This is a genomic window from Psychrobacter sp. NC44 (genome assembly GCF_904846655.1).
Lineage (GTDB): Bacteria > Pseudomonadota > Gammaproteobacteria > Pseudomonadales > Moraxellaceae > Psychrobacter.
In genome coordinates, this window is sequence record NZ_CAJHBN010000001.1 from 322,624 (window position 1) to 345,958 (window position 23,335).

At 43.3% G+C, this 23,335-nt stretch carries 22 protein-coding genes and 1 pseudogene; 12 read left to right on the plus strand and 11 right to left on the minus strand.

The features are described from left to right. Positions 1 to 36: 36 nt before the first annotated feature. Positions 37 to 1,293, plus strand: a complete 1,257-nt coding sequence (locus JMX95_RS01265) for a YbfB/YjiJ family MFS transporter (RefSeq protein WP_201559816.1) — start codon at positions 37 to 39, stop codon at positions 1,291 to 1,293. A 9-nt stretch (positions 1,294 to 1,302) separates the two neighbouring features. Here the strand turns inward: JMX95_RS01265 and JMX95_RS01270 are convergent, their stop codons facing one another. After that, a complete protein-coding gene (locus JMX95_RS01270; RefSeq protein ID WP_201559817.1) occupies positions 1,303 to 1,791 on the minus strand; it encodes an Lrp/AsnC family transcriptional regulator in 489 nt (162 codons plus the stop codon). A 218-nt stretch (positions 1,792 to 2,009) separates the two neighbouring features. Here JMX95_RS01270 and leuA point away from each other — a divergent pair, with 218 nt between their 5' ends. Next, a complete protein-coding gene (leuA, locus tag JMX95_RS01275) occupies positions 2,010 to 3,794 on the plus strand; it encodes a 2-isopropylmalate synthase (protein WP_201559818.1) in 1,785 nt (594 codons plus the stop codon). A 259-nt stretch (positions 3,795 to 4,053) separates the two neighbouring features. Next, the gene (locus JMX95_RS01280) at positions 4,054 to 4,674 is read left to right on the plus strand and encodes a hypothetical protein (protein WP_201559819.1); all 621 of its coding nucleotides are present in this window, start codon (positions 4,054 to 4,056) and stop codon (positions 4,672 to 4,674) included. A gap of 115 nt (positions 4,675 to 4,789) precedes the next feature. Here JMX95_RS01280 and accC read toward each other — a convergent pair whose 3' ends face one another. From accC to JMX95_RS01305, 5 genes are all read right to left on the minus strand, one after another. After that, the gene (gene accC, locus JMX95_RS01285; protein WP_045454980.1) at positions 4,790 to 6,151 is read right to left on the minus strand and encodes an acetyl-CoA carboxylase biotin carboxylase subunit; all 1,362 of its coding nucleotides are present in this window, start codon (positions 6,149 to 6,151) and stop codon (positions 4,790 to 4,792) included. Positions 6,152 to 6,305: 154 nt separating this feature from the next. Continuing rightward, positions 6,306 to 6,734 (minus strand): acetyl-CoA carboxylase biotin carboxyl carrier protein, encoded by a 429-nt coding sequence (gene accB / locus JMX95_RS01290; protein ID WP_201559820.1) that lies wholly within the window; start codon positions 6,732 to 6,734, stop codon positions 6,306 to 6,308. Between the two features lie 250 nt (positions 6,735 to 6,984). Continuing rightward, positions 6,985 to 8,352: an MATE family efflux transporter gene (locus JMX95_RS01295; protein WP_201559821.1), complete on the minus strand. Its 1,368-nt coding sequence runs from the start codon at positions 8,350 to 8,352 to the stop codon at positions 6,985 to 6,987. Positions 8,353 to 8,814: 462 nt separating this feature from the next. Next, positions 8,815 to 9,855 (minus strand): hypothetical protein, encoded by a 1,041-nt coding sequence (locus tag JMX95_RS01300; protein WP_201559822.1) that lies wholly within the window; start codon positions 9,853 to 9,855, stop codon positions 8,815 to 8,817. 148 nt (positions 9,856 to 10,003) lie between these two features. After that, entirely contained in the window at positions 10,004 to 10,498 is a 495-nt protein-coding gene (locus tag JMX95_RS01305; protein ID WP_201559823.1) for an EVE domain-containing protein, read from the minus strand. Between the two features lie 276 nt (positions 10,499 to 10,774). On the opposite strand from JMX95_RS01305, the gene hemW reads away from it, so the two are divergent. Then, positions 10,775 to 12,073, plus strand: a complete 1,299-nt coding sequence (gene hemW, locus JMX95_RS01310; protein WP_201559824.1) for a radical SAM family heme chaperone HemW — start codon at positions 10,775 to 10,777, stop codon at positions 12,071 to 12,073. A gap of 115 nt (positions 12,074 to 12,188) precedes the next feature. On the opposite strand, the gene JMX95_RS01315 is transcribed toward hemW, so the two are convergent. After that, a complete protein-coding gene (locus JMX95_RS01315; protein WP_045447789.1) occupies positions 12,189 to 12,329 on the minus strand; it encodes an entericidin A/B family lipoprotein in 141 nt (46 codons plus the stop codon). A 302-nt stretch (positions 12,330 to 12,631) separates the two neighbouring features. Between JMX95_RS01315 and JMX95_RS01320 the strand changes: the two genes are divergently transcribed. Continuing rightward, the gene (locus JMX95_RS01320) at positions 12,632 to 13,204 is read left to right on the plus strand and encodes a tRNA (cytidine(34)-2'-O)-methyltransferase (RefSeq protein ID WP_045454970.1); all 573 of its coding nucleotides are present in this window, start codon (positions 12,632 to 12,634) and stop codon (positions 13,202 to 13,204) included. Between the two features lie 83 nt (positions 13,205 to 13,287). Here the strand turns inward: JMX95_RS01320 and JMX95_RS01325 are convergent, their stop codons facing one another. The 4 genes from JMX95_RS01325 to tusD form a co-directional block, all read right to left on the minus strand. After that, entirely contained in the window at positions 13,288 to 13,644 is a 357-nt protein-coding gene (locus JMX95_RS01325; RefSeq protein WP_087945575.1) for a TusE/DsrC/DsvC family sulfur relay protein, read from the minus strand. After that, positions 13,641 to 13,985 (minus strand): hypothetical protein, encoded by a 345-nt coding sequence (locus tag JMX95_RS01330; RefSeq protein WP_201559825.1) that lies wholly within the window; start codon positions 13,983 to 13,985, stop codon positions 13,641 to 13,643. Before JMX95_RS01330 ends, JMX95_RS01325 begins: the two co-directional genes overlap by 4 nt. A 114-nt stretch (positions 13,986 to 14,099) precedes the next feature. Further along, a complete protein-coding gene (locus JMX95_RS01335; RefSeq protein ID WP_045454966.1) occupies positions 14,100 to 14,423 on the minus strand; it encodes a hypothetical protein in 324 nt (107 codons plus the stop codon). 71 nt (positions 14,424 to 14,494) lie between these two features. After that, positions 14,495 to 14,926, minus strand: coding sequence for a sulfurtransferase complex subunit TusD (gene tusD / locus JMX95_RS01340; RefSeq protein WP_201559826.1), 432 nt, complete (start codon positions 14,924 to 14,926; stop codon positions 14,495 to 14,497). A gap of 216 nt (positions 14,927 to 15,142) precedes the next feature. Between tusD and glnE the strand changes: the two genes are divergently transcribed. From glnE to JMX95_RS01375, 7 genes and pseudogenes are all read left to right on the plus strand, one after another. Beyond that, on the plus strand, positions 15,143 to 18,022 hold the full coding sequence (gene glnE, locus JMX95_RS01345; protein WP_201559827.1) for a bifunctional [glutamate--ammonia ligase]-adenylyl-L-tyrosine phosphorylase/[glutamate--ammonia-ligase] adenylyltransferase: 2,880 nt from the start codon (positions 15,143 to 15,145) through the stop codon (positions 18,020 to 18,022). A 283-nt stretch (positions 18,023 to 18,305) separates the two neighbouring features. After that, positions 18,306 to 19,235 carry a branched-chain amino acid transaminase gene (locus JMX95_RS01350; RefSeq protein WP_201559828.1) on the plus strand — a complete coding sequence of 310 codons (930 nt, stop codon included), beginning with the start codon at positions 18,306 to 18,308 and terminating at the stop codon, positions 19,233 to 19,235. 103 nt (positions 19,236 to 19,338) lie between these two features. Continuing rightward, positions 19,339 to 20,412: a dTDP-glucose 4,6-dehydratase gene (gene rfbB / locus JMX95_RS01355; RefSeq protein ID WP_201559829.1), complete on the plus strand. Its 1,074-nt coding sequence runs from the start codon at positions 19,339 to 19,341 to the stop codon at positions 20,410 to 20,412. After that, entirely contained in the window at positions 20,412 to 21,290 is an 879-nt protein-coding gene (rfbA, locus tag JMX95_RS01360; protein ID WP_201559830.1) for a glucose-1-phosphate thymidylyltransferase RfbA, read from the plus strand. Before rfbB ends, rfbA begins: the two co-directional genes overlap by 1 nt. Beyond that, a complete protein-coding gene (locus JMX95_RS01365) occupies positions 21,287 to 21,682 on the plus strand; it encodes a sugar 3,4-ketoisomerase (protein ID WP_201559831.1) in 396 nt (131 codons plus the stop codon). Before rfbA ends, JMX95_RS01365 begins: the two co-directional genes overlap by 4 nt. Further along, positions 21,679 to 22,413, plus strand: a complete 735-nt coding sequence (locus tag JMX95_RS01370; RefSeq protein WP_201559832.1) for an N-acetyltransferase — start codon at positions 21,679 to 21,681, stop codon at positions 22,411 to 22,413. The genes JMX95_RS01365 and JMX95_RS01370 overlap by 4 nt, the downstream gene beginning before the upstream one ends. 106 nt (positions 22,414 to 22,519) lie before the next feature. Continuing rightward, positions 22,520 to 23,260, plus strand: a pseudogene (locus JMX95_RS01375) (DegT/DnrJ/EryC1/StrS family aminotransferase); the annotation flags it as partial. Positions 23,261 to 23,335 lie beyond the last annotated feature (75 nt).

Sequence of the window (23,335 nt, forward strand, 5' to 3'; positions counted from 1 at the left end):
GGATTGTGTGCTAATGGCCGCAAAAATGGCTCTGTCATGATGACTGCTCTCAAAAGCCGTGCTTTTCCTCATATTACCAATGAAGCTGCCATTGCCTGTATTGGTATGTACTGCATGGCAGTCGTCATGGGCTATGGACGTTTTTTGTTTACTGCCACCTTACCTGATATTATGGTGCAACTGTCGATTTCAACGACGATTGCAGGCTGTCTTGCCTCTATCAATTACATCGGTTATTTTATCGGTGCCCTCATCGCCATGTTTGTGCCTCAGCGTTCAACGTGGCAAGCACTGACACTGTGGGCGATTATAAGTGTCGTCACAACGATGCTACTTGTCGTACCTGATATGTCATTAACTCTATGGTATCTCATTCGTCTAATCGCAGGTATTGCAAGCGGGGTAGCGATGATTTTAAGCTCATCGTTTGTGATTCAAAGCTTAAGTCCTGAACGCCGCTCTGTACTGTCGGCAGTACACTACGCAGGTATTGGTGTGGGCATCAGTGCCTCTGCCATACTGACGTGGTGGTTGTTAATATTGGGCTATCATTTTGATGTCATTTGGTTGGTAGCAGGCTTTACAAGTTTACCTCTGGTATGGCTACTCTATGCGGTAAAACCAAGACAAACAAATGGTTCCGACTTGCTGCGGACTGATCCTAAACAGCACGTGTCAGTGCATCAAACCTATTTGAGCTTTAAGCGCGCTTTGTATGAGGCCATTGCTGGTCATCGTAAGGCTATTGCTTTGCTGTCAGCGAGCTATGTACTGGCAGGATTCGGTTATATTACCTCTGCGACCTTTTTGCCAGTCATGGCAGCACAGCGGCTCACGACGCAGACGTATGCTGGATTGCTCATTTGGCTAGTCGTTGGTGTGTTTGCGATGTTATCAAATCCACTGTGGGGCGCACTTGCCAAACGAATTGGTGAAATAAAAACATTAATAGGTTTAACAATATTACAAGCATTTGGCATGTGCTTGCCCATATGGTTCGACGGCGCTATTGGGTTGTATGGTAATGCTGCTATTTTAGGGCTGACATTCGTAGGTATGGTGTCGATGACGCTCACTTTGATTAAAAACATCAATCCTGCTTACTCAAATTTGCTGATAGGATTGGCAACTTTGGCTTATGCATTGGGTCAGTTCTTGGGACCATTGGTGACGGTAGCATTGGCAGGGCAGGACGACAATTTCAATGCAGGGCTACTCGTTGCCGCCGCTGGATTGATGGTTGGATTGGTGCTGTTACTATTGTTTCGTCGACAGCCACCGACTACCATTTAAACGACACTACTAAACCACACTACGATTAAATATTTCTCGCAACTCAAAACTGGTATGCACTTGAGCAACACCTTCGATACGATTGAGCCTATGTAATAAAAACTCCTCATAATGTGCCATATCGCGTACCCTTACCTTGATAAGGTAGTCTTCCGTACGACCCGTGACAATGCTACAGCTAATGACTTCATCAAAGCTCTGAATCTTGCGCTCAAATTGCTCAAAGCGCTCAGCCGTATGGCGGTCCATACTAATCGCGATAAAGACGGCGAGCGGGTAGCCAAGTTTTTGCGCATCTGTTTTGGTGTGATAACCTGTGATAATACCAGCATCTTCTAAGCGTTTAATACGGCGTGCACAAGGCGTGGCTGACAGGTTGACGCGTTCGGCAAGCTCGGTGATACTCATACGTGCCTGAGTTTGCAATACGCGCAAGAGCTGTCGATCGATCTCATCAATATCGGCTAAATATGGACTATCCAGATGACTGTTTGGCATGATCTGTTGCTTTATTAGTGAATTCAGCTAATTATACTGATTAAATTGTATTTTTTCACTAAAATAGCGCCATATATTATCAAAGAAAGCTGATTTCTATTGCATAAACTCTGATATTATTATGGTATAAACATTGGTTATCTCGTATGATAAACATTGATCTAATCACCAGCCGTCCAGCTAAAAACATAAATTCCCATATCATCTAAGGATTGATTATGTCTGACCAAGCCAAACGCACTGTAGCTTCAACGACTGCAAAGATTACACCCAAAAATGCCGCTTTTGATTATAAAAAGTATCGTCCATTTGCTTTTGCGCCATCGCTGTCAGATCGTACTTGGCCGAGCAAAACGATTGAAAAGTCACCAATTTGGGCAAGTGTGGATCTGCGTGATGGCAATCAAGCACTGATTGACCCGATGACGATCGAACAAAAAATGCGTTTTTTTAAAACGTTGGTTGAGGTTGGTTTTAAAGAAATTGAAATTGGCTTTCCATCAGCGGCGCAGGTTGAGTTTGATTTTGCTCGTAAACTTATCGAAGAAAATCACGTCCCAGACGATGTGACTTTGCAGGTATTGGTACAGGCTCGTGAGCATTTGATCGCCCGTACGTTTGAGTCATTGAAAGGCGCGAAGCGTGCGATTGTCCATGTTTATAATTCAACGTGCCGTGTACAACGTGAAAAGGTCTACGGTAAAGATAAAGCTGAAATCAAAGAAATTGCTGTTACTGGTGCTAAATTATTGGTTGAATATGCGGCTAAATACCCAGAAACAGAGTGGGTATTCCAGTATTCACCAGAGAGCTTTAGTCAAACGGAAACTGAATATGCTGTAGAAGTCTGTGATGCGGTCTGTGATGTGTGGCAACCACAACAAGGGCAGGAAGTAATTTTAAACTTGCCAGCGACGGTTGAAGCGTCTATGCCCAATGTTTTTGCCGACCAAGTCGAATATTTCTGCCGTCATCTTGCCCAGCGTGAGCATGTCATTATCAGCTTGCATACGCATAATGACCGTGGCTGTGCGGTTGCAGCAGCAGAGCTTGGGGTATTAGCGGGCGCCGATCGTATCGAAGGTACGCTATTGGGTAACGGTGAGCGTACGGGTAATATGGATATCATGGTCATGGCGATGAACTTGTTTAGTCAAGGTATCGATCCAGAGCTTGATTTTAGTAACATGAGCGAAATTGTACAAGTGGTCAGCGAATGTAACAATTTGCCCTTACATCCGCGTCATCCATACGTCGGCGAATTGGTCTTTACGGCCTTTAGTGGCTCGCATCAAGATGCCATCAAAAAATCTCTCGATTATAACGAAAAGCATCAAAACGAGACGGATAACGTTTGGGATGTGGCTTACTTGCCAATTGATCCGGCGCATATCGGTCGTAGTTATCAGGATGTGGTACGTATCAATAGCCAGTCTGGTAAAGGCGGTGTGGCTTATATCTTGCAGCGCAACTATGGCTTTAATTTGCCGCGCTGGATGCAAATTGACTTCAGCGGCGTGGTACAGAAGCAAGCTGAATCAGCTGCTCGCGAATTGCAGAATGATGAAATCTTACAAACCTTTGAAGACACGTATCTACAGCAAGGCAGTTTTGAGCTATTAGATTATACGGTCAATAATAAAGGCGGTGAAGTCTACTTTACTGGTCAAGTACAAATGAATGGGGACATCATTAATATTGATGGCACTGGTAATGGTCCATTATCATCGTTTATAGACGGACTTGCCCAGCACACTGGTAAATCTATCCATGTTATTAATTACGCTGAGCATGCCATCAATCCACAGCACAATAGCGGTGATGGCATCGATGATGATACCAATAATGACAACAAAACCAATGCCAATGCCGCTGCTTACATTCAGTTGAATGTTGATGGGGAGGTTTATTCTGGTATTGGCACTTGCAGCAGTACTGTATCAGCGATGCTTAAAGGCGCCTTATCAGCGTTTGCTCAAGCAGTTAGTACTATCACTGCTTAATGTCTTTATGATCGTTTTGATAACTTGTCGCTATAACGCTGTCGCTTCTTGTCTTTAGCAAGTAAAGCGATGGCGTTATTTTTTGCATGAAAAAAGACAGTCTATATGTAGAAAGTAGACATTTATGATTATCGCCTATCTTGCAGTTGGCTAAAGCATCGCGACTAATAGCATAATGTTACTTGTGTTTTTGATGTCTAAGACTTACGCTAATGTACATAACTCATATTATTATATTATTATAAACAAAAGGTTAATTATGGAACCTATCTCACTTGCTTCATTTTCATTGGCTGCTATTTTGGCGTCATTGCCAGTAAATGGCGAAGTGGTCACTAAACCGACTATTACCACTCATATCAGCCCAGCTATCGCAGGACAATGGGAAATCGACTTAGACAGTAGTATCACGATGACCAAAGAAGCCAAAGCCAGACAAGCTGTAGCAAAAGAGCTGAAACAGACAAAAAGTGATGAGCCAGAAGTAACTGCTGGTACAGAAGGCGGTGTCCTTGTGCAAAGTGAAAAGCGCGTCCTTAATATTAAGCCAAATACCAACAACCAGTTAAAGGTCTCTGCCAAAAAAGCAAGCCAGTGCCGCGAGCTATACAATTTTGCGGCCGATAATGAGATGTGGGCAGTGAGTGGCAAAGAGTGGACATATGGTCGTTACCTAATCACGCACCGCGAAGAAGGGCTGCCCATTATTGCGCTAAAAACAGTCTATGACAACAATGAAGTAGATTGTTCAGGTAACCAAATCGACCAAACTGACGAAGCGTTGATTGCGTTTTTAAACCACGACGGCAACCAAATGCAGTGGTGTGCGGATCCTGATGGTAATGAATGCTTTATGAATTTTAATAGAGTGTTGCCATAGCACTTTATCGTTAATCATAAGACTTAAGACCATTTTTTTCTACAATAGAAACATAAAAAAACCGCTATCTAAATAGGTAGCGGTTTTTTTATGTTTAACAATGAATCAAAGCAGGTTATACATCCGCCTTCTTTTTATTGCCAGTTAGAAGCTCTCTTTCAAGGTAATGAATATTTTGTGCTTCGTGAATAAAATTGTCATCTGCCAAAATGACATCGCGATGCAGCGGGATATTGGTTTTAATACCCTCAATCACCAATTCATCGAGTGCATGCAGCGTCTTAGAGACGGCTTGCTGGCGCGTTTGACCATGGCAGATAAGCTTGCCAATCAATGAGTCATAATAGCTTGGAATCTCGTAGCCCGGGTAGAGGTGCGAGTCAAAGCGTACACCAGCACCACTGGGGGCAAATAACTGAGTGACTGTACCAGGACAAGGCATAAAGGTGGCTGGATCTTCAGCATTGATGCGACATTCAATGGCATGGCCTTGAATTTCAATCTCGCTTTGACGATAAGACAAACCGTAGCCGGCTGCGATTTTTAACTGCTCGACAACCACGTCGATGCCAGTAATCATCTCAGTTACCGGATGCTCAACTTGCACACGAGTATTCATCTCAATAAAAAAGTATTCATTATTTTCAAATAAAAACTCAAAAGTACCGGCACCGCGATATTTCACCAACTCACATGCTTTAACGCAAGCATCTAAGATAGGCTGACGTACATCATCAGGGATATCAGGCGCAGGGGCTTCTTCTAATACCTTTTGGTGACGACGTTGCAATGAACAATCTCGATCGTATAAGTGAATGGCATTACCGTTACCATCGCCAAGCACTTGTATCTCTACGTGGCGCGGATTTTGTAGGTAGCGTTCCATATACACGGTATCATCACCAAACCACAGCTCAGCTTCTTGCTTAGCAGCCTGTACTTGCCCAATGACTTCTTCGAAGCGCTCAACCACACGCATACCGCGACCGCCGCCGCCAGAAGCGGCTTTAATCAATAACGGAAAGCCGATATGGCGTGCTTGCTCTTCAGCATTATGCAACGTTACCGCGCCCACTGAACCAGGGACGGTCGGTACGCCAGCTTTTTTCATCGCATTAATGGCAGAGACTTTATTGCCCATTAATCGAATATGATCAGCATTAGGACCAACGAAAGTGAGACCTGCTTCTTCGACGCGTTCAGCGAATTCAGCATTTTCAGCCAAAAAACCATAACCCGGATGGATAGCGTCGGCACCAGTGATTTCAGCTGCGGTTAAAATAGTATTGATATCAAGATAGCTTTGATTGGCATTGGGTTTGCCAATACAGATTGCCTCATCAACAAAGCGCAGGTGCATCAAGTTTGCATCAGCTGTGGAGTAGATACCGACGGTCTCTATGCCAAGGGCTTTGCAGGCTCGAACGATACGTAGGGCAATCTCACCTCTATTGGCGATGAGCAGTTTTTTTATCATGGGGTCATCCTTGTCGAAGCGGCGGTCATTGATAGAGTCGTTATTTTAGGCACCATTAAATCGAGCTACGATAAAGATAAAATAACTCAAGCTAAAATGCCAAATGATAACGAAATCTCTATCATAATGAGGTAAAGGTTGGTAAATAGTGTCGTTAAGCTCTATAGCGTATGACGGGTTGACCAAACTGTACCACTTCGGAGTTATCGACTAAGATTTCGTCAACGACACCACTTTGCGTTGCCTCAAGAGGATTCATAATTTTCATGGCTTCGATGATGCCCAATGTGTCACCAGCTTGCACCTTTTGTCCGACCTTTACGAATGGCGGATCATTAGGGCTAGGGGCTGAGTAATAAACACCAACCATCGGCGATGTCTCAACGCTACCCGCTTTTACCGCTGGCTTTGCTTCAGCAGTGATAGGGGTAATGCCAGCAGCAGGTGCGGCCATCATGGTCGGTGCAGGCGCATCATAGTGACGAGTTAAGCTGATGTGCTCATCATCTGAGCTGATTTCTAAATTAACCAGTTCACTTTCTTCCATGAGGGCGATTAGGGTGCGTATTTTTTCAATATCCATAGTTTTAATTTTGCCTTCTACTAATTTCAAGAAATAGTGTAACTAAATATTGTGTAGGTAATTGCTAATGATACCTATATTCATGGCAATGAGCAATCGATGTACAGTTGTTAACTGAGTTTTTTTACATATTATGACGTAAGCATTTCTTACGAGTAAGAAATGCTTAATGATTTATCATAGTCTATGTGACCATGTAGCGCTAGTCATGGTTAGTAGATACTGCATTTACATCAGTATAGCTGATGCATTAACCCCACATCGTCGTCAGACGCTTTTGTTGATAGCGCAGGCGTAGGGTGAGTAGAATAGACGATAAGAATAAACCCGTGATTAATGCCATCCAAAACCCTTGTGCGCCTATATCGGTGAAGCGCACCAAATAAACACCGAGTGGCAATGCCACCAGCCAGTAACAGAACAACGTGACCCACATTGGGATCGTGGTGTCTTGCATGCCGCGCAATATACCAGCGACGTTGACTTGCCAGCCATCGAACAGCTGATAACCAAGAGCAAAAATAAGTAAATGCATAGATTGCGTGATAACGGCTGGGTTATCAGAGAATGCGGCTGCCAATTGCGGCCTAAATAGCCAAATACCAATCATACAAGTGAGCGCAATCAATACTGTCCAGATAAGACCAGTGGCTTGCACTTGACGTAACGCTATGAGGTTTTTTTCGCCAAAACGATTGGATACCATTATTGTCAGTGCCATCGCGACCGATATCGGAATCATAAACAGCTGGGAAGTCACTGCTAATGCCACCTGATGCGATGCGGTTGCTAGCTCACCTAATGGACTGATAACAAGAGCGCCCAAGCTGAACAAACTGGCTTCAAAAAAGATAGAGATACCAATCGGAATACCAAGTTTAAGGAGCTTTTTAATCTGTGCACGATTAGGACTGGCAAAGGCATAAAAGAAGCGCGTGCTGGCAAACTGCTGTCGCTTAGTGAAGCTGGTATAAGCCGCCAGTAATAAAACATTTATCCATAACACAATAGCCGTTGCGACCCCGCAGCCTGCGCCGCCCATTTCGGGCATACCAAACAGACCGTGGATAAATATATAGTTAAGGGGAATATCGGCAAGTAGTCCGATGATACTAATCACTGTCACCGGCTCAGGTCGCCCAAGTGCTTCGCAATAACTGCGTAGTACCGCATAGACAGCCAGTGCGGGAAAACCAAACGACACGCCATGCAAATACTGCGTTGCTATCGGTTGGATGTTTTCAGGCACACCCATGACCCCAAGTACATTGGGTGCTAAATTAACGATGATAAAGCCCATAATACCAATGACACTGGCGGTCCATAAAGACTGCTGCGTGATATGTGGCACTTGATGGTGCTTATTTTGACCGATCGCCTCACCAATAAGAGGGGTGGTGGCGATTAAAATACCAGTGGCTAATAAAAACAGCGGCAGCCAAATACCAGAGCCAACGGCGACGGCAGCCAAATCAAGCGCGGAGACTTGACCTGCCATGATAGCATCGACCACACCAAGTGCTGCTTGGCAAAACTGAGTAATTAAAATAGGAAGCGCGAGCACGCCTAAGCGTAAGCTGTAGCTTTTAAAATCTCTAAAAGATAATGGGAAAACCATAGTGAGCAACTTTTTATTCTTTGCGGTAATTATGATAGATGAGCAAATATTGCCATCAACAAAACAATAGCGAGACAGTCATACCCTGACCAAAAACTTGAGCGGAAAAGCAAATGAGAATGAGGACATGCTCTAAGCAAGTTTAACCAAGCCAATCTAGTTTTTTGGCTGGATGTAAAAGGGGGAGTCGTGCCGACGATAATACTCCGATAAATAATATGAGCAAGCCTATATAGACAGAGTATGCAAAAAAAAGTCAGGCACAAAAATAAAAATAACCCGTCAATCCAAGCAGTGGATTGACAGGTCATAAATAAATAGAATGGTAAAGAAGCCACGCTATGATGTCAACGCTTTAAAAGCGTTGTATCGATCTTAAAAACTGACTGTGAAAGGTAATCGATTCAATAGAGCGTGCACTGGACGATAACCGTTCTAATTTATAGGCACATCAGCAGGCATTTATAGCGACTCAGGCAAATCTTGCACCACTGCTTGATAGCCAATCAAGGTATTATTGGCATCAAATGCTTGCACGACAATCACGTAATTGGTGAACATGACTGGAATAACAGGAGCAAACTGCGTTTCAAGATTACTTAATATCACGTTCTGCACATAGCCGTTGGCACCAGACTCGGCTTTATTGACATCAATTTGGCTGACCAGTAAATGCTTGGTATTGGCAGGATTTTGCCAAGTGACAGTCTTTTGACTGCCATTACCGATGACATCAAGAGTCATTTTGCCCAGACTATAATCAAGTGGGTACGTCTTAAAATTAGAGCGATCGCTGATGGTGTAGGTGACGTTGCAATTTTTTTCGCTACTGGTCAGTTTTTTACCGCCGATGCCATCCTGATACTCAAAGCTACCTCTCCAAGGTGATCCTGCTTCTTTTTCCTCAAAGCTCCCCGCAAAAGTGGTTAATAAGTTTGGTGTTTCTACGCCCAAATCATTGACATATTTAATGTCTAAAAACGCTAACGTATCGAGACTGCCTGTTATTTTACCCGCGATATAGTTGTCAACCTTAATGGCTGAGTTGATACCCAAAGTGTTATTTTCTTGGCAGGCTTGCTGCTGATAACTAACGCTACCATCGACGCTGCCAGCGCCATCTTTGCTGATGTCAAAGTAAACGGCACCGATATCGATATCGTCGTTGTCACCATCGTCAATCTCAATAAAGTGTCCGACATATAAACCGCCGCGACCGCCTTCTGGGGTTATTTTATCCAAGAAATTATCGAGTGATTCTTCTGGTAAAAATACCGACTCCAAAATCTCAGCCATGGATTTTTCATCATCGCTCAGCTTATCTTCGACTTCTTTATACTTCTCTTTGACCTTGTCTTCCACACGATCATATTCATCTTTCACCTGATCTTCTATTCGGTCATATTCCTCTTTCACCTTGTCCCCGTCACTGCCACAGGCGCTAAGGGTCAGACTGAACATGCTGACGGTTAATACAGATAATAGTAGTTTGGGTGCGCTCATAAGCGGGTCCTGATAATGGGGATAAAGGCATGATAAAGAAAATCGATAAATGAATTGTTGAGCATAAATCGCAAATATAGCAAATTTTTTGCAGACAGCGCATCAATAAGTGTTCGTTGATAACACTAAAAACCTTACTCAATCGTTACTATCTCACCACTGGTTGCTCAGATAGTAGATGAAGGGTTTCTGCCATATCCATAATGGCGTACCAGTGTTTGGCGTCTAGTGGAATCACGGTAAGTTGCTCACAGCCTTTTCTCATTAATAGTGAATCCTCAAGTGCGGGTAAAAATTTAAGGGCTGATAGTGGTAGAATATCAATAAATGCTTGCTCAAAAGTGACGTCTACCATATACCAGCGTGGCTCATCTTCGGTGGCAATAGGATCGTAATGACGGTGCTCAGGATGGAACTGGCAAGGGTCAGGGTAGCCTGCTTTGCTTACCGTCATGATGCCAGCGACGCCAGACGGCTTAGCGCTAGAGTGATAAAAGAACACCTTGTCGCCGACCTGCATCTCGTCACGCATGAAGTTACGAGCGCGGTAATTACGCACACCATCCCAACTGTCGGTCTCTAGGCGTTGCAAATCATCAATACCAAAAAACTTGGGGTTAGACTTCATTAACCAATAAGCCATATCTTTATCCTATTTATCATTATCAGCCATTCATTATTTGCAATATCACTTTATGCAATGTCATTTAATACAATGTCACTTTATGCCATCATTCTTCACTATTTTGCCTATAAAAGTACAGGGTTAACATGGATGTTTGTGACTGGTTTTGTTATTGATCGGCTTTTCTTTAAGATAGCCTTTTTTTTAATCACATTAGCCGTTATCCTAGCGTTACTTTCTGCTAGTGACAGCAGTCATCCATTTATGTAACCTTTTTTATAGATACCTTCGTTTATGTCAAATATTACACCTGCTCATTTTTCTGATAATCTCAGCATCTCTAATAATACTGCGAGTGGGATACAGGTAAGCGCCATCCCACTGGCGCTTTATATTCATATCCCGTGGTGTGTCAAAAAATGCCCTTATTGTGATTTTAATTCGCATGAGCTGCCGATGGATACGCAGCTATCTATGTATGACGAATATGTGGATGCGCTGCTGTCAGATGCCGCCATGCAGCAGTCGTTAACCCAAGCGCGTGAAATCAGTTCGATTTTTATCGGTGGTGGTACGCCTTCACTGCTACCCATTGCGCAATACCAGCGATTGTTTACTGGCTTACGCAACATTTTTAAGTTTGCTGATAGCATTGAAGTGACGATGGAAGCCAATCCGGGCACGCTTGAGCATGCGCCTTTTGCCCAATATTTAGAGGTGGGTATCAATCGTTTGTCGATAGGGGTACAAAGTTTTGCTGCTGATAAGCTCAAAACCCTTGGTCGCATACATGACCCTGCACAAGCATTGTCAGCGATTCGTGCGGCTCGCGAGGCTGGGTTTGAGCGAGTCAATGTCGATTTGATGCATGGGCTGCCGCAGCAAACGATGAATGAGGCGCTGAACGATATCCAGATGGCGCATGATGCTGGGGCGACGCATATTTCTTGGTATCAATTAACGATTGAGCCCAATACCGTATTTTACCGTAGCCAGCCGATTTTGCCAGATGAGGATAACTTGGCAGATATTGAGCAGGCAGGTCAAGCGTTGTTGCAGCAGTTGGGCTACCATAATTACGAAGTATCCGCGTGGGCAGGCGCGTCAGATGAGGCATGCTGTCACAATGTTAATTACTGGCAATTTGGTGACTACCTAGCGATTGGTGCGGGCGCGCATGGCAAAGTAACGATTGCTCATGAAGCATCAGCATTAACAGAGAATGGCTTAAAGAATGACTTGCTAGCAGACTCTGGTATTTATCGTTTTAGTAAGTCACGACTGCCTAAAGATTATGTGGATTATCAAGATAACACTGATTCTTCTGTTAAACAAAGCGCACCAAAAATGGTGGGTTGGCAGGAAATTGACAGTGAGGAGTTGGTCAGTGAGTTTATGCTGAATGCGCTACGTCTACATGACGGTGTCGCTTGGTCGATGTTTACCGCAAGGACAGGGCTGAGTTACGATGATATTGCTATACAAGTGGCGCAATTGATTATTCAGGGATTGCTAGTAGACAGTACTGAGCGGCTACAGCCAACGCTATTGGGTCAACGTTATCTCAATCAGATATTGCGAGCCTTTTTATAATTGGAGATATTCACGGTGTCTTTAATGTCAGTCTTTACTATCGAAAAATAAAGTCATAAAAAAAGGCTTATCACATAAATGATAAGCCTTTCAAATACGCAAAAAAAATCAATACTTAGATTTTATTTTGTACGTCTTGTGCGCCGCCAGTAACAGCTTCGCCAGCGCTTGATACGTCTTGGCCCAAACCTTTAAAAGTGTTGCAACCAGTTAGAACAAACATAGCAGTTAAAGATGCAATGATTAATTTTTTCATAATAGAATCCTCAAAAATGGGTCGTTATAAATAATAACAGTGATGCTAAGCATTAGGCTTGAGCCTCACTGAGGGGTTATTGGATAAGATAATAATTGATAAATACTATCTCGATATCCGTTAGAGACATCATAGTGAAAGTTAAAAACTGTGCAAAGTATCAAAATGTAATTATTGGCAGTAAACTGTAACTTTTAATTACCTTTTGCTCAGAAATTCAAATAACCATCATCTTAGTAGAGTCTGTCCACGTTATCTTGGATCGACGATAACACGCAGATTTGACGACTTAAGGAGTCGATATGACCACCCATATTGTGTTGGTAGCGCCAAAAATGCCTAGTAACACGGGCAATATTATCCGCTTATGTGCCAACACGGGCGCGCAGCTACACTTGGTCAGGCCATTAGGGTTTGAGCTTGATGATAAAAAGCTACGGCGTGCAGGTTTGGATTATCATGAATACGCGCACCTACAAGTACATGATGATTGGGCAGCAGCAAAACTGGCGCTACAGGCAGCGGATTGTCATATTGTCACAGCATTGACCACCAAACTGAGCAAGCCTTTTTATGACTATGACTTTGGTGGGCAACAGATGGCTGCCGAATCTGATCGTGCTTTGATGCCTGAACAGATACCTAATGTCGCCTTAGTATTTGGCTCTGAAACAGCAGGTTTGGCAGATGATATACGTGAAGATATCGGCGCTGATCACTGGTTACGCTTGCCTATGCTGGCTGATTCACGCAGTTTGAACTTATCGAATAGTGTGGCGATATGTCTGTATGAGGTCTGGCGTCAGCAAGGCTTCACTGGTGATGAAGGTCGTAGTATCGGGTATGAGACGTTGACAGTGTACGATCCAAAATAGCCGTGCATTTTTTACTGATTGCAGGCGATGATCCAACATTCAGGTATTCATCGCCATTCATAATCCCTTATCAATCATATATCTTACAAACAGTTGGGTGGTTTGGGCAGACCGGCAAGGCGATTAACATGGCGGGCAACCAAGCCAGTGTTGAATAACTGCTGTAGTTTCTGATTGCTAATATCATGCTCTGGCAAGGTTTTCTGTAACCATTTAATCAGTGGGCGCGTGGCTGGTGCGTGATTAAACTGAGTAAAAAATGCCCGTACCTGTTGTAAAATTTGTAAATGCTCAGTTTCTAGATGCACCTCTAGAGTGTCGGCCAATTGCTGAGCGACATCAGGGGTCCAGATATTATGGTCACATAAATGACCGTCTTGATCCAATTCAACGTTGATTGCCGCTGTTATATCGTGATTAATCGTATTATCGTTATTCATAGGGCGATGGTCACTACTTTATCAAACCCCGCATTATTAGCATCGGTATTCTGAGTTAGATTGACCCATTCTTCATCGGTTAACAGCCCACTCAACTTGGTTTCTAGATTGAGCTTAGCACTGGTATTGTTACTCAGCTGCGCCACATCATCGGCTAAGGCATAAATATTTGCGATGCCTTGTATTTCACTGTCACTCAAATACGCATCAAGCCAACTGATAAAAGCCACGGTGCTACCAAGCAAGAGAATACTGTCACCGGTGCGCCATGTCCGTGACATCTCATCGACACTGCGCCTGAGCATATCCATTGTGCTGTGTATTTGATATAAAGTTGCCATAACAGTGTCCGATTCGTTGCTAGATTTAGGATAAGGCGTGTCCTCATTTTCATCTCTATTTTTAAAATGAGGACACGCCCTAGTATTTAAAGTATTACAAATAAAATTGCGAGGCTAAAAGCGTAGTATTTGCTCAAAGTCTGAAGCGTTCACCACTTCAGGTATCAATGTCAATTGTGAAGCCAAATCAATAGGCAGCATACCTGTGACCCACCCGCTAAAGACATCGTCAGGTAGCCAAGCGGCTGGCATGTCATATAGCTCAAGCGACTGAATCATGCCATGCAAACGCGACGCAGGCTGCATCAACAAGCCAAAAACAGGCGCATCCAAATACAGCTGTACTTCATGACCAAAGGTCGCTAGCGTTAATGCAAGCGCACAGCCTTCATAACTCGCCATTTCAGTCGGCGTGAGCAGCTGAATTAATAATTTCATGGTTAATTCCTAATCTAATTGGTCGCTGACAATTATTATCATAAGATGTAATCTGTCTGCACGGCAAGTCATCAAAACTGCATCAAACGACAGTCGCCTTGCATCATCATCGCAAGCTCACTCAGTCCGACCAGTGAAAAGCCGGTGGCAAGGTTGTCACCATTAAGTTGATGGCGTTTGCTGTTATCCGTGTCGCTAATGCCGCGACTGAGTGCAGTACTGACACAGACAGGCAGCGCTAACTGGAACTGCTCAGCGAGCGTTTGCCACTCTTTGGTCAAATTAATTTGATCCGCCGACTGCCAGCGTAAACCATTGGCCGTATGCGCCGCATCGCCATAAAAAAACACGTTTAAGGTGATATTATCTAAGGTGACATTGTCATTGGTATCTTTATTATTGGCAGTATTTGTCAGATAAGCGCGTGCATAGCGTAGCGCTAAATGGGCAAGTGGGTGGCTAGGATCAGCAGTAATCAGAAGCAATGGGGTCATGGTTGTCATAAGAGCTCTTTTCAATCATCTGCGCTAAAGTTGTTTATGCTACCATAAAGCGCTCAAAAGCAAATAGGGTCACTGTCATTAAACGTAGTTTTATATTAAATACTGACATATTGCGTATCGTTAGTTGATGCTGTGACTGCTTCGTAAGAAAAAACGATAAACTTATGCGCTAAGTTCACGTAGTCTTATCACTCTATGCAAGGAGTTATGTTCCCTATGTCACCCGCTATGCCTTCACGTGCGACCCATGGTACAGATTGTCAGTATACAACCGAACAGCTGCAAATATTGCAGACGGCAAGCGAGTTCGCTTATCAGATTTGGGAGAGTCGAACGGTTTCATGCCAAACGTTTTTACGCAGCTACCCGTTAGATCGAACCTTAACTCGGCAGCAAATCGATGATTTGATTCAAGATTATACGTTAGATGATAATTACCAACTTGCTGATGAAGTGAAGGTGATGAGTGGCCTGCGTCATCTACGTACACTGCTGATGATGCGCTGGATTTGGCAAGATGCCTTACAACTGATAGCACTTGAGCAATTGACCGACGAGCTGTCTGAGTTTGCAGACGGCTGTATCTCATTTGCCAAAGATTACACCTACCAGCATTTGATTAAACAGTACGGCGAACCGACTTTTATCAATGCTAAAGGTAACGTGCAAATTGATGATATGGCGATTATGGCGATGGGCAAGCTTGGCGCTCATGAACTGAACCTATCGAGTGATATAGACCTTATCTTTGTCCATCAGGCTCGCGGTGTAACCAACGGTGATAAATCAAAAGGCACGCGCAGCATAGATAATAAGCGGTTTATGACAAGGCTCGGTCAAGGTATTATTAAATTACTGGATCAAAAGACGGCTGATGGCTTTGTCTTTCGGGTCGATATGCGTCTGCGACCGTGGGGTGATGGTAGTGATTTGGCCATTCATCTGTCCGCATTACAGAAGTACTTCTCTCAACATGGACGTGCATGGGAGCGTTTTGCATGGCTGAAAGCACGAGTAGTCGGGCAGATAGAACAGCCGTTTTATGATGAGATACAAGCGCTCATCAAACCCTTTGTTTTCCGTTATTACGTGGATTATAGTGCTTTTTCAGCGCTCAGGGAGATGAAATCCCTTATTCAAAACCAAGTCGCTCAGCGGGAGGATTTGGATAACATCAAGCTGGGTGCTGGTGGTATCCGAGACATTGAGTTTATTGTGCAGGCCTTTCAGTTGATTTATGGTGGCAGGCATCCTCAATTACAGGTGAAATCTTGTTTACAAGCAATGCAGGTATTACATAAGCTTGAGTATCTAGAGAGGACTACTTATCAAGAGCTCCAAGCCGCGTATCGTTTTTTACGTCGGCTTGAACACGCCATTCAAGCGATTAATGATCAACAGACTCAGCGTTTGCCACATGATCCGCAGTGGCAGTATAACTTGGCGGTTACCCTTGGGTTTGACGATTGGAATGCGCTGTTAGATACCCTTAATCACCACCGAGACAATGTCAATGTTCCCTTTGAGCGTATGGTGACCGAACGTCAGGTACCGGATCATGAAGACACAGATCTTGAGCCCGAACATCTTGATGAACAGATTGCACGATTGAATGATGTGCTCACGGCAGAAAATCGAGTGTTATTACAAGATTTTTGGCAGTCAAAGATGGTCGCTAACTTAAGCGATGAGGCTCGCGAGCGGTTGGATGACGCTTATCCTGTGATTATCCATGCGTTACTCGCTCATCAAGAGCAGCAGCAATTGGCCAATACCGCTTTGCCGCGTCTCATTACATTGCTCGAAGCGATTTGTCGTCGTTCTATCTATTTGGTGATGATTGCAGAAAATCCCAATGCGACAATTGAGCTGATACCCATGCTATCGGCCAGTCCTTGGATTGCCAAAGAGTTGGCACATTATCCTGTGCTTTTAGATACTTTTTTACAGCAGCGCTATCGCCACTTGCCGGACAAGCCAGAGTTGCGTGATATTTTGCGTCAACAGCTATTGCGCGTAGAGCCTAATGACGAAGAAGAGCTGCTCAGCGTATTAAGACTATTTAAGAAGAACCAAGTGTTGGCGGTCGCCGCCAGTGATGTATTGGCTGAGCGTCCGATTATGAAGGTGTCGGATTCTCTTACGTATATCGCAGCGGTGGTACTAGAAGCCGCATTAGAACGGGCCTTTGCAGAAATTGTCAAACGCTACGGCTATCCTATTGGTCAAGATGGCGACCCAGTGACCGAGGCAGACTGCGGTTTTGCCATCATTGGTTATGGCAAGCTTGGCGGGCTAGAGCTGTCGTATTCTTCAGATTTGGATTTGGTGTTTTTGCATAAGATAAAAGAGCAGGGTATGACTACGGGTGAAAAATCAGTCAGCGGTATGAAGTTTGCTGCCCGTTTGGTACAAAAGCTGATGAACTATCTCAATACCCAAACTCGAGATGGCCGCGCTTATGAGATTGATATGCGTCTGCGCCCCTCAGGTAATGCTGGCATGATGGTGGTGTCTTGTCATGCTTTTGAAACCTATCAGCTAGAAAAGGCATGGTCATGGGAGCATCAAGCCTTGGTACGGGCACGAGCGATTTGCGGTGACAAACGAGTGACGGCACGCTTTTGTGATATTCGCCGAGACGTATTATCATTACCACGCACGATAGAGCAGGTGCGTACAGAAGTCACCAGTATGCGTATTAAGATGCAAAAACATCTGGGCACCAGTCAATGGCAACAACAAGCAGGTAAGTTTCATCTTAAACAAGATGCAGGCGGGATCATCGACATTGAGTTCTTAGCACAATTTGCAGTATTGGCTTATTCGCATGAGCATCCGAGCCTGACCAAATGGAGCGACAACGTTCGTATTTTTGAAGAAGTGGCATCACTGGGTATTTGGGAGGAGCAAGTCTGCCAAGATTTAACGGATGCTTACCTCAGAATTCGTGCTGCTACTCATCAATTGGCACTATCAGAGCAATCGCTATTGGTGGATGAGTCACTGTGGAAAGAAACACGAGCATTAGTACAAGCGCAATGGCAACATTTGATGGGTGTTAATTTGTCCGATAGCGATTCGCCCAATTCTTAAGAAGGTTTTTGCTTATAAATAATAGCCTGTGATACTCAAACTAAAAGATTTCATTTGCTAGCACCGCCAGTGATATAATCGGCGACACATTACGATAAAGCTGTCAGTTGTTGGTTATTTCTGAGTAAGGATAACACTATATTTTAGCAATAAAATTTGACGCTGCGGTGTTATCATATGATGTTGATAAATACGATTAAACAAAACCTATAGTCGAAGCATTTATACGTGCGTCGACTATACCTAAAAAAATAGCCGTTAGTGCTAACATAAGGATTATAAAATGAATATGGCAACACAAGATGGTAAGCTTTGGATGAATGGCACAATGATTGAGCAGCCAGATGCCAAAGTCCATGTGCTGACGCATAGCTTGCATTATGGCATGGCTGTGTTTGAAGGTGTGCGCGCGTACCAAACTGCTGACAAGCGTACAGCAATCTTTCGTCTAAAAGAACATACTGAGCGCCTGTTAGGCTCTGCAAAAATCTTTCAAATGAATGTACCGTTTGATGCAGCGACTCTGGAGCAGGCGCACAAAGATGTGGTCAAGCAAAACAACTTGGCAGAAGCCTATATTCGTCCGCTCATTTGGGTCGGTGCAGAAAAGCTTGGTTTATCGTCACGTGATAACAGTATCAATGCAATGGTTGCTGCTTGGCATTGGGGCGCTTATCTGGGTGAAGAGGGTATCAAAAATGGTATCCGTGTAAAAACCTCGTCATTTACTCATCATATGACCAATGTGACCATGTGTAAGGCAAAAGCCTCGAGCAACTATCCAGTTTCTATCATGGCAAACCAAGAAGTCACTCGTAATGGCTATGACGAAGCAATTTTGATGGATCCGCAAGGTTATGTCTGCCAAGGTGCTGGCGAGAACTTGTTCTTAGTAAAGGATGGTGTATTGCATACGCCAGATTTAGCGGGCGGTGCACTTGACGGCATCACGCGTCGTACTATCATTCAATTTGCCGATGATCTAGGAATCAAGGTCGTTGAGCGCCGTATCACCCGTGATGAGTTCTACTTGGCGGATGAGATATTCATGACGGGTACGGCGGCTGAAGTCACACCTATCCGTGAATATGATGATCGTAATATCGGAAATGGTGGCCGAGGACCTTTGACTGAGCAGCTACAGACCTTGTACTTTGATGTGGTTCATGGTCGCAATGAGCAGTATATGGATTGGTTAAGCTTTATTGATTAAAACAGCTGTATGATTGTGAATTAACGATTAAAAAGCTAAGACCATGTGGGCTTAGCTTTTTTATACTTATGCGATTTTATTCAAATATCATAAAAAGGTTGATATGAAAATAGTAGTTACTGGCGGTGCCGGATTCATTGGTTCGGCTGTTATTCGTCATATTATCCACAATACGGATGACGAAGTATTAAATATTGATAAATTAACCTATGCGGGTAATTTAGAATCACTCAAAGACATTGATCAAAGTCCACGATATGAGTTTCAACAGATAGATATCTGTGACAAAGAAGCGTTAGAGCAAGTATTTGACAGTTTTCAGCCCAATCTTGTCATGCATTTAGCAGCCGAGTCACATGTAGATCGTTCTATTGATGGGCCTGCTGAATTTATTAATACTAATATTGTAGGCACTTATCATTTATTAGAAGTCGCACGTCAATACTGGCAAAAGCTTGATGGCATAGGTAAACAGCAGTTTAGGTTTCATCATATCTCTACCGATGAGGTTTATGGCGATCTGGAAGGGACGACTGGTTTATTTACCGAAACCACTCCTTATGCGCCAAGTTCACCTTATTCTGCATCTAAAGCAAGTTCTGATCATTTGGTTCGTGCATGGCATCGTACTTACGATTTCCCTATCTTAGTTACTAACTGCTCTAATAATTATGGCCCCTATCATTTTCCTGAAAAACTTATTCCGTTGGTTATCTTAAATGCTCTAGATGGCAAAGCTTTGCCTATCTACGGTAAAGGCAACCAAATACGAGATTGGTTATTCGTAGAAGATCATGCGCGTGCACTATATAAAGTGGTCACTGAAGGGAAAGTGGGTGAGACTTATAATATCGGCGGACATAACGAAAAACAAAATATTGAAGTAGTCAAAACGATCTGCCAAATTTTGGATGAATTGCAACCTCGCGCTGATGGGATTCAATACGAGTCATTGATTACATTTGTAAAAGATCGTCCAGGACATGACCTACGCTATGCAATCGATGCGAGTAAAATTGCTAATGAGTTAAATTGGACACCAAAAGAGACCTTCGATAGCGGTATCAGAAAAACAGTTGAATGGTATTTAAGTAATACGGAATGGTGTAGTCGTGTCCAAAATGGCAGTTATCAACGTCAAAAAATTGGAATAAGCAGAATAGGAGCAGGTGAGTAATGAATACGAAAGGTATTGTTTTAGCGGGTGGCTCAGGCACACGTCTTTATCCCATTACTAAAGGTATCTCTAAGCAGCTGCTACCTATCTATGATAAACCGATGATTTATTATCCGTTATCCGTATTGATGCTTGCAGGTATCCGTGACGTGCTCATCATTAGTACGCCTGATGATATAGGGTGTTTTAAGCGTTTACTTAGCGATGGTAGCGAGCTAGGGATTAACATTAGCTATGCAGTACAGCCAAGTCCAGAGGGTTTGGCTCAAGCATTCATTATTGGTGAAGACTTCATTGGTGATAGTAATGTTTGTCTAGTACTAGGTGACAATATCTTTTATGGTCAAGGGTTCACGCCATTATTACGTCAAGCCGTCAATCGTAAAAACGGTGCAACCGTCTTCGGCTATCAAGTGAAAGATCCAGAGCGTTTTGGCGTAGTGGCATTTGATGAAGATAAGCGCGCTATTTCGATAGAAGAAAAACCTACCAAGCCTAAATCCAATTATGCGGTGACGGGTTTATACTTTTATGATAATGATGTCATAGAGATTGCGAAAAATGTTAAGCCTTCCGATCGAGGCGAAGTTGAGATTACCACCGTCAATCAGATGTATATGGAACGTGGTGATTTAAGCGTAGAGCTACTAGGTCGTGGGTTTGCGTGGCTTGATACAGGTACACATGAAAGCTTGCTAGAAGCAGCACAGTTTGTTGAGACTATTGAAAAGCGTCAAGGTTATAAAGTGGCATGCTTGGAAGAGATTGCCCTCAATAATGGCTGGTTGAGTAAGCAAAAAGTGTTAGAGATTGGTCGCAGTATGAACAAAAATGCTTATGGCCAGTATTTGATTTCTCTAGCGGATGAAGAGTCATGAGCTTAATAAAATGGGTTGATTTTCCAGCATTGGGCGATGAACGTGGTTCACTAGTTGCTTTGGAAGCAGAAAAGACTGTGCCATTTAAAATAAAGCGTGTCTACTATATTTTTGGTACACAGATAGAGGCGTCACGCGGTTTTCATGCGCATCACAACCTCCAACAGGTTGCTATTTGTGTGACTGGTAAGTGCCGTATGGTTCTTGATGATGGTGCGCAGCGTCAAGAAGCTTGGCTTGATTCTCCTACGAAAGGCTTAATCGTTGGTGATTTGGTATGGCGTGAGATGCATAACTTTAGTCACGACTGTGTGCTTTTGGTACTGGCAAGCGAGCATTACGACGAAAATGATTATATTCGCGATTATGATGAATTTTTGAGGTGTCTATGAGTATCCATCCTACGGCAATAGTTTCGGACAAAGCTATTATAGGCTCTAATGTAAAGATTGGTGCTTACACCATTGTTTATGACAATGTAGAGATCTGTGAGAATACAGTGATTGAAGCGTTCTGCGAGATAGGCGTTTCAAATCATTTGTCAAATGGAGAGAAGCTATATATAGGGGTTAATTCCCATATTCGATCACATAGTATTTTCTATGAAGGCTCACATTTTTTAGAAGCATTAGTGACAGGTCATCGAGTCACGGTAAGAGAGAAAGTAAACGCTGGAAAAAACTTACAAATAGGCACTTTGTCTGATTTACAAGGTCATTGTGACATAGGCGATTTTGTACGTTTTCACAGTAATGTCCATATTGGGCAAAAAAGTAAAATCGGCAACTATGTTTGGATTTTTCCATATGTGGTCTTAACCAATGATCCGCATCCGCCTAGCGACACCTTGCTTGGTGTCACTGTTGAAGATTATGCTGTCATTGCCACCATGAGTGTTGTTTTGCCAGGTGCTAAAATAAGTCATGGCTGCCTAATTGCTGCGCATTCATCGATTAAAGGTATCACAGAAGCCGATATGATTTATGCCGGCTCTCCTGCTAAGAAAATATGCCCCACTACTAAAGTCAAATTGCATGATGGAACGGGTGATGCTTATCCGTGGCGTAAACACTTCCATCGTGGTTATCCAGAAGAATTGGTAACATCGTGGATGAGTGAGTAAAAAAGATAAAAAGGTATGAAAGCCCTTGTAGCCTAGAGTCAATCACCAAACACAATAATACTCAATTTAACTATTTGCTTAAATATTTACCTCATAGGGTTACCACATGATTCCTTTTCTTGATTTAAAAGCAATTAATGCTCAATATCGTGATGAGCTTGTAGACGCTTGTGCTCGTGTTATTGATTCAGGCTGGTATATCGGCGGCAGTGAGCTCGAACAATTTGAGCAGCAGTTTGCTGATTATTGTGAGACGAAATTTGCCATAGGTGTTGCTAATGGTTTGGACGCGCTTATTCTAACGCTGCGAGCATGGAAGGAGCTAGGTAAGCTAAAAGATGGTGACGAGGTCATTGTCCCATCAAATACGTATATTGCGAGTATATTGGCAATTAGCGCTAATAACTTAATGCCTATTTTAGTTGAACCATGTGTCGACAGCTTCAATATTGATCCCAAAAAAATTGAGATGGCTATTACTAGCAAAACAAAAGCGATACTTCCTGTGCATTTATATGGGCAACTAGCAGATATGCCAGCGATTATGGATATTGCTAAATGTCATGAGTTGTTGGTATTAGAAGACTCTGCGCAAGCACATGGTGCTTCTCTTGAAGGTAAGAGAGCAGGGAGTTGGGGTGATGCATCAGGTTTTAGTTTCTATCCTGGTAAAAATCTTGGCGCCTTAGGTGATGCGGGTGCAATTACTACGAGTGACGAAGCGCTGGCTCACACATTGCGCGCGTTACGTAATTATGGCTCACATGAAAAATATAAAAACCTATATCAAGGGATCAATAGTCGTTTGGATGAAATCCAGGCCGCTATGTTGAGTGTTAAATTAAGGGGCTGTCCTAGATAACTAGTTCAGTTCCTGTTTAACCCATTGTTTTAGCTGGTGTAATTGACGTTTTGGATCACT